Genomic DNA, 15,638 nt, shown 5'->3' with positions numbered 1-15,638 from the left:
ACCGGTGAAGGCGATTGAATTCCTGAACCGTGAAAGGTGGACCTCATTTTTCTCGATATTAATATGCCTGATATCAGCGGAATGCAGTTGGTGCAAACCTTGTCGCCCAGGCCAATGATCATTTTTACTACCGCTTATAGTCACTATGCGGTAGAAAGCTACGACCTGAACGCCCTCGATTACCTGTTGAAACTATCACTTTTGAGCGCTTTCTTGCAGCCATAAATAAAACCGTGGCAGCGCTATCTTCAAAAAATGGAGTAAGCAAAGAGGATGAGCCACCGTTTTTATCAAAAGCGGTCCGCAAACTTACCAGGTTAAAGTAGATGAGATCTTGTATCTGGAAAAAGACGGTAATTATATCACCATTCACCTTAAAGACAGAAATATCCTGGTGCGTGAAAATATGGGGGATATTTTTGACCTCGTGCCCGCAGCGGATTTTTTACGGGTGCATAAATCGTATGTGGTAGCTATTAAACATATTACCATGATCGAAGTACATCAGCTTATTATTAACGGCGAAAAAATCCCGATAGGCAGCACTTACCGGGATCTTCTGCGGAGCAGACTGGGGTTGAAATAATGTCTCTACTGTAAAATACGACGGCATTTACTTCAGGGGATATAAGGTTTAATGTTTAGAAATTTCTGACTTTAATAGTTGCTTGACACCACTAAATACAAACTGGTTTTTGAAAGAATAATGAAGAATGTTTTACAAACGGCATTTTAATCGTTTCTTAAACTTTTTACCGGATTTGAGGAAGCCGCCCTGATTGTTTGAAAAGCTGATGTTAAAAATGCGGCAAACAACATTCCAATTCCACTAAGAACAAATATCCACCAGCTTATTGGCGTACGGTCCGCATAGCTTTGTAACCATTTATTCATTGCGAACCAGGCAAATGGCATAACCAACATAAAAGATAAAATAATTAATCTGGCTATCTCTGACGACAATAGCTTTACTATTTGTGTTACCGACGCGCCAAGTACTTTTCTGATACCAATTTCCCGTGTGCGCCTGTTGGTATTAAAAATGGTTAGGCCGAGTAAGCCCAAACAACTGATTAATATAGACAGTCCGGTTGCCCAGCCAAGTAATTTCGATGTGCGCTGTTCGCTATCATAAAAACGGGCTACCTCTTCATCAAAAAAATGATAATCAAATTCAATATCTGGATAAACCTCCGTCCAGGCTTTTCTCATTCTGCCGATGGCATTGCTCCAATCATTATTTCCGGTAGTTTGAGGCTTTAGCAAGATATGGAAAAACCGATCATTAAACCGGTAATGCGGGTTTGTATAGACATGGGCATGATTGGGTCCCGGAGTGATTTCTGATAAAAATCAGCAACTACGCCAACTATCATTCTCTTATTGCCTTCATAATCAAAAGATGCCCCAACAGCATCCGCGGGTTCTGAAAACCTATCATATGGGTATACTTTTCATTTACCAGTACGGCAGTCAGTGAATCTGCCGGTTGCAGGTTACGGCCGGCTAATAATTTTATGCGATAAACTTTAAGGTAATTCTCGTCGCCGTTTCGTTGTTGCAGCGTTGCTTTAACTTCTTTTTTTCCGTCGTTATAAGTTACTTCCCATACTCCGATCTTTTCATCAGCAGGCGGCTCGCTTCCGATACTCATTAAGTCGATCTGGGGGATCTGACTTATTTTATCTTTAAATAACTGTTGTTTGTTAGTATTTATCGTATTGAGAGGAGTACTTATGTTGATGATCCCATCTTTACTGAAGCCCATATCTTTATGCAGCGCATAAAAAACCTGTTTATTAACCAGTAACGTTATCATGATGAAAAATTGGGCGATTATAAACTGCGTAACTGACAGCGATTTTCGGAGCAACGTTCCGCTGCTCTTGCCTGTATCTTTGTTTGGCAGGTTGTGCAATACAGATACCGGCCGGTACCCGGAAAGGATAATTGCGGGGTACAATCCGGCCAGTAGGGTTACTGTTATCAGGAGTGTGAATAAAAACAGCAACAGGTTGCTATCAAAATAATTAACAGATACGCCCGGAGGCATAAAATCTGCAAAGAATTTCAGTATCACCGGTGTCAGTACCATGGCTATGCAGATGGCAACAAGCGTGATAACCAAAGTTTCGCTCAAAAACTGTACAATTAGCTGCCATCTGCTGCTGCCCATAGTTTTACGGATCCCAATTTCCCTGGCCCGCTGTGCCGCCTGCGCTGTTGAAAGATTAATAAAATTAATGGATCCGAGCAATAACAGAAATCCGGCAACAATGAGTAAACTATATAGCGTAGTCTTGTTTGCCCGCCTCCCTTTTTCAAAATTGGCATATACCGGGTCGAAATGCAGGTCGCGGAATGATTGCAAATGTTCAGTCTGGTCGTCTCCGGGCCTTAGTTCCTTATTGTATTTTTTCAGCAACCCATTGATCCGCGCTTCGATGTCGGTGGCATTTGCATGTTTATCAATCTTAATGAATAATTGCCACACCACACCCGGCCACTCGGTTAAACGGGTCATGTTTTTCAAATTGGCATTATGCAGGCAGGTTGGATAGGAGATAAAATCCTTAAAATAAAAATCGGTATTTTGAGCGGGAGTTTGAACTATGCCCGAAACGGTTGTTTTGATGCTGTCATATATGATCGTTTTGCCCAGCAATTGGTTGTAAGGAGCATTGGGGAAATATTTCCTGGCCTGAGCAGAGGTAAGTACCACCTGGTAGGGCTCTCGAAGTGCCGTAGTTGGCGAGCCTGCCAACCATTTGTAATTAAACAGGTTAAAGTATTCATCATCAGCCAGCACAATACTGCTTTCACCTCTGAATTTAACCGGACTTGATGTTTCATCGGGGACTTGCACATCAGTGTTTTTCATTTCTAAAAAGCGGGTAGCAGTTTTTATACCAGTTACCTCTGCTTTTACTACCGCGGGAAGCGGGCCATTTACCATGCCCAATTTGGCTACTACCTTATCCATGTATGAAAAATCCGTTACGACCCGGTAAATCCTGTTATTATCGTTGTGAAACCTATCGAAACTGAGATCAAAACTTACGATTACATAAATAGCCAGGGCCGCACTTACACCAATAGCCAATCCCACTATATTTACGAAAGTAAAAAAACGGTGCGCCCGGAAATTGCGAAGCGCTGCTTTGAAATAGTTTTTGATCATGGCTGTAGTATTGATATGTGAGGTTGATGTTAAGGTTTAGCGGCGGCATTCCGCATAGGTTTAATTAGATTCTTTATATGGTCAATGTAAAGAATTTTGTTAAAAATAAATAATTCAACCTATTATATTTATCCCAATTCATTTAATATCAAAGGCCATGGTCATAGGAAGACACTCAGATTAAATGCCCTTATTTTTAACAATGACTTTGTTTGTTTGCCTGCCAAACTGAACCACTTAATCATTCACTCCTCAAACTCTTCACCGGATTAGCTTTTGCCGCTTTTATTGCCTGGAAACTTATGGTTGCAAGTGCAATAACTATTGCTGCCATTCCGCCTGCAGCAAATAACCACCAACTGATATTGATGCGGTAAACATAAGCTTGCAGCCATTGGTGCATGTAATACCACGCAATGGGGGTGGCGATGGCAAAGGCTATAGCAATGAGTATGATAAACTCTTTCGAAAACAAATAAACGATGCTGCCTGAAGTAGCGCCAAGTACTTTGCGGATGCCAACCTCCTTTATCCGCTGCACGGCCATAAACGAGGCTAAGCCATACAAACCCAGGCAGCTTAGAAGTATCGCGATAGCTGCAAAAATTTTATACAACTGGGCTAACTGATTTTCCTGTTTGTAAAAACTTGCAATCTTATCATCTAAAAACCGGTATTCATACACAAAGTTGGGAAATGTTTTTTCAAATACTTGTTTAACAGATTGCATTGTCGAAAAAACATTCGTGGTTTTAAGCTTTATACCGGCCTGGTTATACATGGTGATGTTTGTGGCGATAAGCAATGGTGCGAGGCTGTGCCGGAAAGACCTGTCATTAAAATCTTTTAATACGCCAACAACCGGGCATTTTATTACACCATCCCATATGCTGATTTCTTTGTTCAATATATCCCGGGGTTTTTAAGCCCTAAGCTTTTTACAAGCGATTCGTTTACCAAAAACTCCCTGGTAAAGGGGGATGGCTGAAGGTTTCGTCCGGCTATCAACTTTAATTTGTAGGTTGGTACATAGCCTTCGTCGGCAAATTTGGTAATCGCCTTGAAACCTGTTTCTTTTGTTGCGTGGTCAAACCTGACCGCGCTCCACGTATCATTACCGTTTTCAATCGGGGTGTTCGAACTGTAGCATACCGCCTGCACGCCGTTTATGGATAATAACTGGTTGCGCAGATAGTTCAGCCGGCTCATTCGAAGGCTATCTACCCGGAACGGAATATTAACAATTGTCTCTTTATCGAAGCCTAAAGGCTGATCCATAAAATAGTCCATTTGCTTTACAATGACGAGCGTTCCAATGATCAGTGCCTGCGCAATGATGAATTGAAACACCACCAGGCCCCTTCTTAATGAAATTCCCCTTGCCGGATCTGTTGTGAGTTTACTTTTTAAAGCATTAACAGGATTGAAACGCGATAAAACAATAGAAGGATAAAAACCCGCCAAGGCGGTTACAACAACTGCCACAGCCAGGAGGAATAAAATAATTGAAGGATTGCTGAATATGTTGAATGAAAGCGACAACTCTAAAAGCCGGTTTATATAAGGTAATGCAAGCATGGTAATAGCAACTGCAAGTAATACAGCGCTTGCCACGATCAAAAATGTTTCGACAATGAACTGGAGTTGCAATTGCGATTTATTGCTTCCCAAAACCTTTCTGACACCAACCTCTTTTGCCCGGTTAACGGCCTGCGCGGTAGAAAGGTTAATAAAGTTTACACAAGCAATGAGCAGGATGAACGCGGCAATTAACCACAATACATTGAGCAACTGATGGCTGGCTGTTTGATTACTGTAGTTACCTGTTTGGGAATCATAATGAACGGCATTTAACGCTTGAATAATATGGCTGTCCTTATTATCAGAAGATTGTACCTTTTGTGAATATGCTCTCAGCTGTTGATTAAAATTGTCGGCAGTAAGGCTCTGAGGTAACAAAATATAGCAGCCAAAATCAGTTACGGTTCTGTTCCAATCTGTGGATTTTGCTAAATAGTCTCCTGTAAACCCTGTCCCAAAGCTAACAACAAGTTTGAGCTGAAAGTCGGAATTTGGAGGAATGGTAGCCAAGATCCCCGACACTTTTAATACGTCCGTGCCATGCTCAAACATAAAGCCGCCCATTTGCAATTTAATGGTTTTACCCATTGCCGATTTCCAGTCGCCAAAATACTTTTCAGCAACCTCTTTGGTAAGCAGTACGTTGTCAGGGTCTTTTAATGAAGCGTACGAGCCGGCAAGCAGCGGGAAGTTGAAAATCTTAAAGAATGAAGGGTTGGTATAAAACAGGCCCCTTTGTTCCTTAAACATTTTTATCGTAGCCCCGTTTTCGTCAGGAATAATCAACTGGTCATTCTGGCTTGCAAAAATTGGGGCAACTTGTTCTATTTGGGGGAAAGCCGTTTTTAATCCTAAAGGCAACGGAAAGGGGATATCTTTGCCATAGGTAATATCGCCAGTTTCTGCGTGATGGTATTCGGTTAGCACACGATAGGCACGATCTTTCTTAGGGTGAAAACTATCAAAGCTTGTTTGAAACTGTATAATGATAAAGATCACCATACAAACAGCAATACCTACAGCCAGGCCGGTAATGTTAATGGCGGCATAGCTTTTATTGCGTGTTAAATTACGCCAGGCGATTTTGAAATAATTTTTAAACATAAAGTTGCGGTTTGTTTTATCATGAGACCATTTAGGTGCGGTTTCATGATTCAAAACTACCGGCGCAAATTGGGTATCGCTTCTCAACTTATAATATGGGTACTCTTTTTTTAAGTTGTTTTTATATTCCTGCGGGCTTTTCCCCGTCACTTGCTTGAAAATGCGGCTAAAGGTACTTTGGGAGTTAAATCCCGATTCAAACGCGATCCCTAAGAGGGTGATATGATCATTAGCGGGGTCCTGCATTTTCCGCGCAGCTGCCTGTACCCGGTATTCGTTAATAAAATCATTGAAGCTTTTTTTGAGCACGGTATTGATGATCCGTGATAATTCATGGGTATGCATGCCGAGCTTTTCGGCCAAAGAACTTAAACTCAACTCCGGATCCTGGTAGTAATTATTTTCTTTAACAACCCGCTTTAACCAAACGCCTTTTTGCTTCAGCTCCGCAGGTAGTAATGGTTTTAAAACCGGTAAGCTATCTGCCTGTGCACTAATTTCCGGCCTTAAAAATGCTCTTGCCGCCATCCAAATAAGCATGGACATTAGCAGGAAATACAAAGGGTAGTAGGCCTGTATGCCCAATTGGTAATCATGATAAAAATAGTCGGCAGCTATAAAAGGGATCCACAACAGCCATAACAACCCGAAGCCTGTCAGTAAGTTATTTATCCATTTTAACTCGTGCCGGTACCGGTCGCCTCCGTTAAATTTTAGCTCCTGGTAAAAGTTTTCGATCAGCATGCGGCACCGGTATAGATAAATAATGACCGAGATAAATGCTAATAGCAGTAATACAGGGTTTATTCGTTGAAATATCAGCGTATCATAAGTTGCCCGGCCTGTTTTTATACTTTCCAGGACTTCTAAGGCCCAGGCGCTTAGTTCGACTAACAAAGGGCTGAAATGCAGCAGGTCCCTGCGGGTGAATTTATACTCCGGCCGGGTTATTTTAAGTACATAAAAGAAAATGAGCGGGCCAATTGCCAGCGAAAACTGCAGCGGCAGCCGGCCCCAGTTGGTAATATAGGTTGACAGCCCGATATCGGTGCCCAGGATCCGGACTATCCACAAAGCAGCAATAGCCAGTATCGTCGCCAACAACCGATTTGTCGGCTGGTTTGTTTTCCTGGCGAACCATAAAAGCAGGCTAAAAGTGAGGCCGATAAACAGCATCCCAAAAAACGCGGCGTCATAAAGGGTGATATGGAATGTATACGGCTTCAACTAAATGAGGTTTATAACTACTCCAAATTAATAAAATACTAATGGATAATAGGTTAACGGATAAATTAAAGCAGATGGTATATCAACGGAACGAAGTAGTATCCGGTTTGGGAAGAGCAAGCCGGCAGTTTAATCTATTTTCTTAAAAAGCATAACCATATGCTAAATCCGGATCATCAAAGGTAACCATCAGTCCATAGGGTTTCTTTTTACCCGTAAAACTAATATTTGTCAAACTTTCATCAATAGATGTTAATGTGATTCCCCAGTTTGATTTTGGATGCCCCCAACCATTATCCACTGCTCCTATTGTTTCGATTTTCCAGCTGCCTTTAGCTGAAATATACTTGTGGTTTTCGGCGTTTGGCCGCCAAAAACATTTGGTATGTTATTGGCCTGATATGTACCGTCTGATTTTAAAGTAATTGTTGCCCTTTGGCTGCGTTTATCAATTTGAATTTGAGATATAGTTTGCTCTTTAAATTGATAAACTCCTATAACGTCTTCTCTTTTGGGTTGCTCTGTGGTTAAATCTCCTGCGTATGGATCAAACTGGCAACTTGTGATCAACGCAAGATATATCAGCAGGAAAATATTGGGGATAAGATTTTTCACCCATTAAAAATAAAGCCTTTGGGTGTCCATCCAAAGGCTTGCACAATAATTTTTTTAAATTAATTCATTTCGCGGTGCCATCTGTCCCAAAAAGAATTAATCCCAAATACCGTTCTGCGCGGTGAATATCACGGCCTCACCGCCGGTTACCATAATGGTGTGCTCGTGCTGTGCAACAAAACCGCCTTTATTACCAATTAATGTCCAGCCATCGGCTTGAGTATCGGCAATTGTCGACCGTGTTGAAATGAATGTCTCTATCGCCACCACCGAATTCTTTTTAAAGCGCGCAGTGTTATACCTGTCGCAGAAGTTGGCAACTTCATGCGGCTCTTCGTGCAAGCTGCGGCCAACACCATGCCCGGTCAGGTTTTTTATTACCGTGTAGCCGGCTTTTTTGGCTTCAGTTTCAATTAACCTGCCGATCTCCGAAATCCGGACACCGCCTTTAATGTTTTTGATCGCTTTTTTTAAGATCTCTTTCGAGGTATCCACCAGTTTGCCATAGCCATGGATATCCTGCCCTAAAACGAAGGAGCCGCCGTTATCAGCCCAGTAACCATTTAGCTCTGCCGATACGTCAATATTTACGAGGTCGCCTTCCTTAAGGATTTTATCGGCCGAAGGTATGCCGTGCGCTGCTTCCTCATTCACGCTTATACAAGTATGTCCCGGGAAATTGTAGGTTAACAAAGGCGCAGATCTTGCACCCAGTTGTGCCAGTAATTCGCCGCCGTATTCGTCAAGCTCTTTTGTAGAGATACCCGGTTTGGCGTACTCCCGCATCCTCCTGAGCGTAATGGCTACAGCATCACTTGCCTGCTGCATCCCAATTTTTTCGTCTTCGGTAGTTATCGACATTCTTAAATTTTTATCTGTTGCAAAATTAACAATTAAAAGCAGTTGGCACGGTTTATCAAATGTCAGTTTGTAAGGGTAGGTACAGTGCTCTCCGAAGTAATTAAAAAAGCCACTCTACTTTCGTAAAAAGGCTTTGTAGCGTGTTTGGGAAATTCTTCCCTCCGGGGCGAAAAGTTATTTTTTCAACGGGCCGACGTGCCGGTAAGTGTTGATGAGCAAACCTGTGGGCGTACTCTTCGAGTCGACAAAAGCAAGTTCCCGGGCGTCAATAGTGTCAGACAATAAGCGTTTACCCCGGCCAAGCAACACCGGGTAGGTGATGAGCACAACCTCGTCAGCCAGTCGCTGGTCAAGCAACACAGAAGTTAACGTTGAACTTCCAACGACGATCAGGTCGGGGCCGTCGGTTGATTTGAGATCGCGAATAGACGCTATAATATCCTCGCCCAAACCCTTTACCGGTCCCCATTCCAGGCTGTCGGGCCTGTGGGTTACTATGTATTTTGTTGCGGCATTTATAGCATTTGCCATTGGGAAATCACCGGCAGTAGGCCAAAAGCCGCTAAATATATCGTAAGTGTGGCGGGCAAGCAGCAGGTCGAAGTTAGGCCCGTATGCCTCCAGCAGGGTTGCCGCCCCGGCAGGACTGCGATAGGGTGTTGTCCATGCGCCATAGGTATAGTCTCCGTCATGTTCTATCACGCCATCCAGCGAGATATGTTCAAAAATTCTGATTTTTCTCATTTGTTTATAAGTAGTTTATAGGTAAATAAAATTTCTTTTTCCCTGCGGTGGTATTTTCAGATTGTATTATAGCGGGCTTTGTTATTGTAAAAAGCCATTCAGAAGATCCAAGATAGTTTTGGTCTGCTGCATTAAGCTTACATGTCCCTGCGCAGGAACAATGGCCAGATGCGATTTTGGCATAGGTGCCAAATCTGCAGCTACGCCACCTCCCAGAAACTGATAGGTTTTTGCCAACTCCACTTTATCCAGGCCATCATTATCGCCCGAGATCAGCAATACCGGCGAAGTAATTTTTGCAATATTGGCATCGCCAACGTCAAAGGGTACCCCGGCAAAAACAATCATTTGTTCTATAAACTTTCTCCATTTTGTTTTGTCGGGTGCTACCGCATCATATGCGGTTTTCAAAGGAGTATTGTCAAAAAATTCAGGCTTAAAACCTTTAAACCCACCATTAACCACAGGCAGCCAGCCATTAGTTTTGTAGGTAGATGAAATAATCACCAATTTTCTTACCCGTTTAGGGTATTTTACCGCAAGCTGGTAAGCTATAGAACCTCCCATGCTATATCCTGCAACATCAGCACTATCAATTTTTAAAAAATTCATTACTCCTTCCACATCACTTGCCAGGGTAGCAATGTCTAATTTTCTGTCCGAATATGGCGTGTGCCCGTGCCCCTGCATTTCAAGGGCAATTACCTTTCTTGTTTTTGATAGTTCGGGGATTAACTGCGCCCAGTTTAACTCAATGGTATAAAAAGCGCCATGCAGCAAAACGATGGGCTTACCCTCGCCATAAACTTCGTAATAAACTTTGATGCCATTAACCGGTGCATAGCCACTGGCGGCAGGCTTAAGCTGTTGCCCTTTACATTGAAATATTGTAAAAAGAAACATAGCAATTAATACCGGTTGGATGACATTAGATCCTTTAAATACTCTTTTCATGGAATGTTAGTTTAATTGTTTCGATTTGATTGACAATACAAAGATGGCAGGTATTTTAGGCTTGTGTACTGTGTGAAAACGACAAATTGCGGGGTGGATCGCGACACAAAGATATTGCCGGTGAGTTTTCTTTATATTTAAGCCGATATCAACCGAATGCCGCGGCGCTAAAAGATCCAATTAAAACCGCTTTACTTTTCACTTTCGTAAAGTCTTTTCCTGGTTGTAGGGGAATTATCCCGAACCTATTGTGCGGCAGTGAGTATGCGGCGCAGGGATGCGGAGTAAAATACTCGTGACTTCTCAGGTAGTTTCCTTTATTTAGTAACTTGTAATCGAAATAGTAGCCTGCAATTTCAACTACTAAAATTTAACCGTTAACAGATATCACATCAATGAAACAAAAAGAACTAGCCGAATTAACAAACGACGAATTATTACAGGAAGCAAGGAAGATCAAGTCTGGTAAGCTTATGGATGCCGTGATCTTTGGTTTTTTAATTGGAGTGTCCGTTTATAGCGTTGTCAGAAATGGGTTTGGATTGTTGACCTTTCTTCCATTGGTTTATATTCCGATAGCGACGAGGAATAGGGTCAGGAATAAGGAAATAGAGAGATTGGTAACCGAGAGGGGCTTGAAATAGATCCTATCCGGCCTGAGTATGCATCGCCGGGATCCAGCGTAGAGTGCCCGTGGCTTCTTAGTTTTGATAAGTCACGGGTACGCCCACTCGCTGGATTTTGTGTCGCATCCTCATGCCAGCGAGGAGAAGGAGCTTTAAGCTGTTTATAATATTTTGAATATTAAACTGTTGTTCAACATTCGGCGATCCCCGGAAAATCAATCCCCTTGTTTCAGTGATGAAACTTTCTTTTCTTAACTAATATCCAAACCTTTAAGCTTTCGCCCCACTCAAAAGATAATCGCAAATAAATTTGCGCAACTCAAAAGTTGCATATATATTTACGCAACTTAAAAGTTGCGCGTTTTAAAATGAAACAAGATCTATTCCAGGCCATAGCCGATCCGACACGCAGGGCGATTTTAACTTTAATTGCTATCAAGGCGTTAACGCCTAATGCAATGGCCGAAAAATTTGATATGACCCGGCAGGCAGTATCTAAACATATTAAAGTACTGCATGAATGTGAACTGATTAAACCTGAGCACTCGGGCAGGGAAATTTATTATCACTTTAATGCAAAGAAAATGCAGGAGTTTGATAATTGGTTGGCCCAATTCAGGCAAAGCTGGGAAACGCAGTTTAATCAGCTCGACAAAGTATTATCAACAATTAAACAACAAAAAATATGAACAACGATTTGCTATTTGATTTTACCGTTGATAAAGCAGCGCAAAAGGTATTTATAACCCGCGAGTTTGATGCCGGGCTTGACCTGGTATGGGATGCTTTTACCAAACAGGCAATACTTGACCAATGGGCCGCACCCGCGCCAATGCGCTCCAAAACCAAATACATGAATTTTGAAGTTGGGGGGCGAAGATTTTACGCCATGGTAAGCCCCGACGGGCAAGAACGCTGGCTGCTGCAGAAATACACCTCTATTACGCCCAAAACCAATTTTCAATTATACAATTCTTTTGCCGACAAAGATGAAAACCCGAATTACCGGGCTCCGAATGGGATTATAATTTCAGCGAACAAGAAGGCATAACCACAGTGAATATTTCCATTTATAATGAATCGCTTGAACGCATGGAGCGCTTAACCGATGGTTTCACCAAAGGAATGATGCTGATGTTGAAAAATCTGGACGATCTGTTTTCAACCTTATCGCAAAAATCATAAGGTGAAATGAATATTAATAACCGAAGAGATAAACAAAAAACATAACAATTTAAAAACTAAAAATTATGAGAGCAATTAATCCCTGGATCAACTTCAATGGCAACGCCCAGGAAGCATTCAATTTTTACAGATCAGTTTTTGGCGGAGAGTTCACCCGGATCATTCGTTTTAAAGATTTGGCAGGCCCTGAGTTTCAGGTGGCAAAAAGTGAAGAAAACAAAATAATGTACATCGGTTTACCCCTCGGTAAAAACAATGTATTGATAGCCAATGACGTTCCTGAATTTATGGGGCGGGTAAGCGAAAACGAAAACAGGTCTAAAATATATGTGAGCGCTGAAAGCCGCGAAGAAGCCGACAAAACATTTAATGGATTATCAGCAGGCGGAGAGGTCGAAGGGCCAATCGGCGATAGTCCGTGGGGTACATACGCCGGTATGTTCAGGGACAAATATGGGATAGAATGGATTGTGGAGTTTGATCCGGGTTATGAAGGGTAAGTTTAAGGGAAAGGAAAGTGTGCGCGTTCCGAACTCAAGCAAAAGGCCGATTAACGAACGTTTTAATCGGCCTTTTCGTTGGATGTAGTTGCTGGTTTGATGATATAGGCTTATAGTGCTAACTTAGATATTATGAGTTACCATATCATCATAAATAAGAATCAGAGTGTTACATATGGGCAACTGCTTAACAATAGCTTTGTGCCAAATAATGTTTCCATTAATAGAAAAGTTGAAACTAACGATGCCATTATCGGCTACAATAAGTTCTATTTAGAGAATGAATCATCGCGCGGGGTGGCACTTACTGTTAGTGATACCGTATATGATGTGGAATTGAATATTTGCGCAAGCACAGGCGATTACATGCTGGCGGCTAAACTTGCTTTGGCAATTGCCCAAATCAATAACTCAATAATTTCGCCTGAATTTGATGACGAACTTTCTTTAGATGAATTTGAAGTCCAATACAATTCGGCTTGGGCGCATTTATCTCGTTTAAATGGTGTTGATACATTAAGGTTTCTTTTGGAAAAGAGCGACGAAGTTATGTTGTCGGGCTGTGTACGGCCGTTTTATTTCGGGAACTACGTTCTTAATAAACTTTCACAAGACCAGCCCGATGAAGGGCAATTTGCCGACCGTGTAATAGATGAAATTAGAAAAATACAATTTATTGATCAAGCTACTGAAGATTTAGAAGTGCCAACCCTTATGGACGCAAATTTTCCAGAAGGTGTGCAGACGGTTCAGATTATATTGCCGGAGTATAAATTGCTACTTCAAAAATCGGATCTGATTATCTTAAGAATGGGTAGCGAAATATTAAAAGTAGATAGGCAACGATTTATTCAACACCCATCCCTGGTGCTGGAAAGGCTTGACGAAGTGCAGTATATACTTCAACCGATTGAGAAAGACACTTATTTAAAAATTATGAGATACTTTTCTTCAATTGATGATCAACCAGAGCAGGTTAAGAGAGTCGAACCGGCGCCTTTAGAGACAGAAGCACCAACAAAAGTTATTGAGGGTAAATGGTGGCAATTTTGGAGGTAATAAGCTCAAAACATAGTAAACAAAAAAGCCGCCTTTGTTTCCTAAAGCGGCTTTCCATGTAGCCCGTAGGGGAATCGAATCAGATTCTTAACCAATTGGCTTACAATATTTTATATGGTTTAAAATTGGCTACGCACCGAATTACCAACCATTTTTTGATGCAGATTATTTTTATTTGCAAATCTTACTTTACGAAGATACAAAATATTGAAAAACCTAACAATTGTAATGTGTCAAAAAGACTGTATTATGCTATATTTAAAACAACGCACCACGTGAACCCATTGGTATTAAATTTACAGGTAAAGACAGATAGTTGTTATTTTTTATAACTGCATTAACTTGTTGTTCACAGGCAAACTTACAATTTACATAGCATAAACTTTCAATTTGCATGGCTTTAATTGGCAATATACATGAAAACAAAAAACCTCTGTAGATAATCTAAGGGATGCAGGTATCTCGGAAAAAGTATTTAATGGAATGATGGAATTAATGGTTTCACAATCAGACGCTGTTGAGCGGTTCACATTTTACTCGTTCTTAGAAGAAACCACAAAACAGCACTACGGGCAATCCTATCAAGGCCGGCTCAAACAATTGTAAAAGAAATAGGAAAATACTAAAGAAGAGAAAGCAATTAAGTATAGGGGCACTGCAGCATCAAGACGACGCAAATCTATGCTAAGGTAATGGATCATAAGATCAGTTCCGACATGCAGCAATTAAGAAAAAAGTTAGCAGTAGGTTGAGTTTATAAGTCACCCACCGAGTTTTGCTCGGTGGGTAATTCTGTTGTTGAGAAAATCGCTGATTCGAGCCCATTCTCTGGAGCTATAGGCCTTAGCATACCCGCTAAGGCCTATTTTATTTTAATAGAAATTTCGGTCTTCGTTTAAATCAAATAGAGGCACATTTGGGTTCAAACCCATTCTCCCACGGACACTGGGTAAAGTTTTCAATTTCATTTTTTAGCTCGTCTAACTCGTTGTTTTATAGTTGTTTGTTTGCTTTTTAAGCCTGAAATATGGTTCGAGCTTTTCGGATTCGTCCGGTGTCTCGTTTTTGGAGGAAATAAAGTTTTGTTTAACTACTTGCTTAGCCAAAAAATACAATAGATTAAGATATCTTTCAGCATCCGATTTAGATAATTCAACACCTCTTTTCTTAAAGTGAGTAATTATTTGAGAGGTGCTAATAGATCGTTTTAAGTCTTCGTTTATTGTTTTCATGATTTATAAATTATAGTTTGTAAACACTAAAATAAACTGATATTTGAATAGCTTGATGTAATGAGTTCAGAGTGGTAAATGAAAGATGATCGACTAAACTTATATAAATCCCTATTCAAAGGCAGAGAAGATGTGTTTGCTTTAAGGTGGGAGAAAGGTGGCAAAAGCAGCTATATGCCCGCTTATAGTTTCGATCCCAACCGATATCGGCTCCATCAAATGAAAGGCGGTACTTTTCAAACGTTTACAGATAAAACTTACCTGGTGCTAACGGACGACCATTTAATCAAACACCTCAAAGGCGAACAGGTTGTAGGATTGTATCCATTGCTACAGGACAATACCTCCTGGTTTATCGCGGCTGATTTTGATGAAGCCGATTGGATTGAAGAATGCAGGACATTTATAAAGGTTTGTGAGGAGTATGACATACCAGCCTACTTAGAACGGTCTCGTTCTGGCAAAGGGGGCACGTGTGGATATTTTTTGAAGAGCCCTTTGAAGCATTCAGAAGTAGAAAAATAATGATGTCCCTGCTACAGAAGGCAGGTTTAATTTCGGTGTTCGATAAAAACTCAAGTTTCGACCGGCTTTTTCCTAATCAGGATTATCATTCAAAAAAAGGTTTGGGGAACCTCATTGCTTTGCCTTTAAATAAAACTAGTTTAAATAACGGTAATAGCTGTTTTATTGACCCTGAATCGTTACAGCCCTTTGATGATCAGTGGGCATTTCTAAAAACAATCAACAGAATCACAATAAGCCAGCT

Annotated in this window: 17 protein-coding genes and 1 pseudogene; 9 read left to right on the top strand and 9 right to left on the bottom strand. The window is 41.2% G+C overall.

Annotated elements, in window-relative coordinates:
• Nucleotides 1-36: 36 nt before the first annotated feature.
• Both DIU38_RS25810 and DIU38_RS25805 read left to right on the top strand, forming a co-directional pair.
• The gene (locus DIU38_RS25810) at nt 37-225 is read left to right on the top strand and encodes a LytR/AlgR family response regulator transcription factor (RefSeq protein ID WP_149354180.1); all 189 of its coding nucleotides are present in this window, start codon (nt 37-39) and stop codon (nt 223-225) included.
• Between the two features lie 109 nt (nt 226-334).
• Complete coding sequence (locus DIU38_RS25805) at nt 335-586, top strand: LytR/AlgR family response regulator transcription factor (protein ID WP_167516283.1); 252 nt, start codon at nt 335-337, stop codon at nt 584-586.
• A 146-nt stretch (nt 587-732) separates the two neighbouring features.
• On the opposite strand, the gene DIU38_RS25800 is transcribed toward DIU38_RS25805, so the two are convergent.
• From DIU38_RS25800 to DIU38_RS25765, 8 genes are all read right to left on the bottom strand, one after another.
• Complete coding sequence (locus DIU38_RS25800) at nt 733-1,266, bottom strand: ABC transporter permease (RefSeq protein ID WP_149354178.1); 534 nt, start codon at nt 1,264-1,266, stop codon at nt 733-735.
• 106 nt (nt 1,267-1,372) lie between these two features.
• Nucleotides 1,373-3,181: an ABC transporter permease gene (locus DIU38_RS25795; RefSeq protein WP_149354177.1), complete on the bottom strand. Its 1,809-nt coding sequence runs from the start codon at nt 3,179-3,181 to the stop codon at nt 1,373-1,375.
• Between the two features lie 241 nt (nt 3,182-3,422).
• The gene (locus DIU38_RS33610; protein ID WP_208809199.1) at nt 3,423-4,088 is read right to left on the bottom strand and encodes an ABC transporter permease; all 666 of its coding nucleotides are present in this window, start codon (nt 4,086-4,088) and stop codon (nt 3,423-3,425) included.
• Nucleotides 4,085-7,093 (bottom strand): ABC transporter permease, encoded by a 3,009-nt coding sequence (locus DIU38_RS33605; protein ID WP_208809198.1) that lies wholly within the window; start codon nt 7,091-7,093, stop codon nt 4,085-4,087. The genes DIU38_RS33610 and DIU38_RS33605 overlap by 4 nt, the downstream gene beginning before the upstream one ends.
• Before the next feature lie 306 nt (nt 7,094-7,399).
• Nucleotides 7,400-7,708, bottom strand: coding sequence for a hypothetical protein (locus tag DIU38_RS25780; RefSeq protein WP_149354176.1), 309 nt, complete (start codon nt 7,706-7,708; stop codon nt 7,400-7,402).
• 96 nt (nt 7,709-7,804) lie between these two features.
• On the bottom strand, nt 7,805-8,569 hold the full coding sequence (map, locus tag DIU38_RS25775; protein WP_112655946.1) for a type I methionyl aminopeptidase: 765 nt from the start codon (nt 8,567-8,569) through the stop codon (nt 7,805-7,807).
• Between the two features lie 174 nt (nt 8,570-8,743).
• Nucleotides 8,744-9,313, bottom strand: a complete 570-nt coding sequence (locus DIU38_RS25770; RefSeq protein ID WP_112655948.1) for a dihydrofolate reductase family protein — start codon at nt 9,311-9,313, stop codon at nt 8,744-8,746.
• An 81-nt stretch (nt 9,314-9,394) separates the two neighbouring features.
• Nucleotides 9,395-10,267 (bottom strand): alpha/beta fold hydrolase, encoded by an 873-nt coding sequence (locus DIU38_RS25765; RefSeq protein ID WP_112655950.1) that lies wholly within the window; start codon nt 10,265-10,267, stop codon nt 9,395-9,397.
• A gap of 395 nt (nt 10,268-10,662) precedes the next feature.
• On the opposite strand from DIU38_RS25765, the gene DIU38_RS25760 reads away from it, so the two are divergent.
• The 6 genes from DIU38_RS25760 to DIU38_RS25740 all read left to right on the top strand — a co-directional run bounded on the left by DIU38_RS25760 (nt 10,663) and on the right by DIU38_RS25740 (nt 13,637).
• Nucleotides 10,663-10,911 carry an FUSC family protein gene (locus tag DIU38_RS25760; RefSeq protein WP_112655952.1) on the top strand — a complete coding sequence of 83 codons (249 nt, stop codon included), beginning with the start codon at nt 10,663-10,665 and terminating at the stop codon, nt 10,909-10,911.
• Nucleotides 10,912-11,261: 350 nt separating this feature from the next.
• Nucleotides 11,262-11,582 carry an ArsR/SmtB family transcription factor gene (locus DIU38_RS25755; protein ID WP_091173358.1) on the top strand — a complete coding sequence of 107 codons (321 nt, stop codon included), beginning with the start codon at nt 11,262-11,264 and terminating at the stop codon, nt 11,580-11,582.
• Complete coding sequence (locus tag DIU38_RS25750) at nt 11,579-11,944, top strand: SRPBCC family protein (protein WP_208809197.1); 366 nt, start codon at nt 11,579-11,581, stop codon at nt 11,942-11,944. The genes DIU38_RS25755 and DIU38_RS25750 overlap by 4 nt, the downstream gene beginning before the upstream one ends.
• 5 nt (nt 11,945-11,949) lie before the next feature.
• Nucleotides 11,950-12,078, top strand: a complete 129-nt coding sequence (locus DIU38_RS34525) for a hypothetical protein (protein WP_262714341.1) — start codon at nt 11,950-11,952, stop codon at nt 12,076-12,078.
• 65 nt (nt 12,079-12,143) lie between these two features.
• Complete coding sequence (locus DIU38_RS25745; RefSeq protein ID WP_112655956.1) at nt 12,144-12,578, top strand: VOC family protein; 435 nt, start codon at nt 12,144-12,146, stop codon at nt 12,576-12,578.
• Between the two features lie 132 nt (nt 12,579-12,710).
• Entirely contained in the window at nt 12,711-13,637 is a 927-nt protein-coding gene (locus DIU38_RS25740; protein WP_112655958.1) for a hypothetical protein, read from the top strand.
• A 980-nt stretch (nt 13,638-14,617) separates the two neighbouring features.
• Here the strand turns inward: DIU38_RS25740 and DIU38_RS25730 are convergent.
• Nucleotides 14,618-14,869, bottom strand: coding sequence for a hypothetical protein (locus tag DIU38_RS25730; RefSeq protein ID WP_112655960.1), 252 nt, complete (start codon nt 14,867-14,869; stop codon nt 14,618-14,620).
• A gap of 78 nt (nt 14,870-14,947) precedes the next feature.
• Here DIU38_RS25730 and DIU38_RS25725 point away from each other — a divergent pair.
• Nucleotides 14,948-15,582, top strand: a pseudogene (locus DIU38_RS25725) (TOTE conflict system archaeo-eukaryotic primase domain-containing protein); the annotation flags it as partial.
• Nucleotides 15,583-15,638: the final 56 nt, after the last annotated feature.

The sequence above is a fragment of the Mucilaginibacter metallidurans genome, from assembly GCF_003286435.2.
Classification (GTDB): domain Bacteria; phylum Bacteroidota; class Bacteroidia; order Sphingobacteriales; family Sphingobacteriaceae; genus Mucilaginibacter; species Mucilaginibacter gossypii.
The sequence above is the reverse complement of the archived record's forward strand: the minus strand, read 5'-3'. Positions and strand labels throughout refer to the sequence as shown.

Coding starts and splice junctions, on each gene's coding strand:
- DIU38_RS25795 (WP_149354177.1), bottom strand. CDS start 3,181: ATGATCAAAAACTATTTCAAAGCAGCGCTTCGCAATTTCCGGGCGCAC.
- map (WP_112655946.1), bottom strand. CDS start 8,569: ATGTCGATAACTACCGAAGACGAAAAAATTGGGATGCAGCAGGCAAGT.
- DIU38_RS25770 (WP_112655948.1), bottom strand. CDS start 9,313: ATGAGAAAAATCAGAATTTTTGAACATATCTCGCTGGATGGCGTGATA.
- DIU38_RS25765 (WP_112655950.1), bottom strand. CDS start 10,267: ATGAAAAGAGTATTTAAAGGATCTAATGTCATCCAACCGGTATTAATT.
- DIU38_RS25760 (WP_112655952.1), top strand. CDS start 10,663: ATGAAACAAAAAGAACTAGCCGAATTAACAAACGACGAATTATTACAG.
- DIU38_RS25755 (WP_091173358.1), top strand. CDS start 11,262: ATGAAACAAGATCTATTCCAGGCCATAGCCGATCCGACACGCAGGGCG.
- DIU38_RS25750 (WP_208809197.1), top strand. CDS start 11,579: ATGAACAACGATTTGCTATTTGATTTTACCGTTGATAAAGCAGCGCAA.
- DIU38_RS25745 (WP_112655956.1), top strand. CDS start 12,144: ATGAGAGCAATTAATCCCTGGATCAACTTCAATGGCAACGCCCAGGAA.
- DIU38_RS25740 (WP_112655958.1), top strand. CDS start 12,711: ATGAGTTACCATATCATCATAAATAAGAATCAGAGTGTTACATATGGG.
- DIU38_RS25730 (WP_112655960.1), bottom strand. CDS start 14,869: ATGAAAACAATAAACGAAGACTTAAAACGATCTATTAGCACCTCTCAA.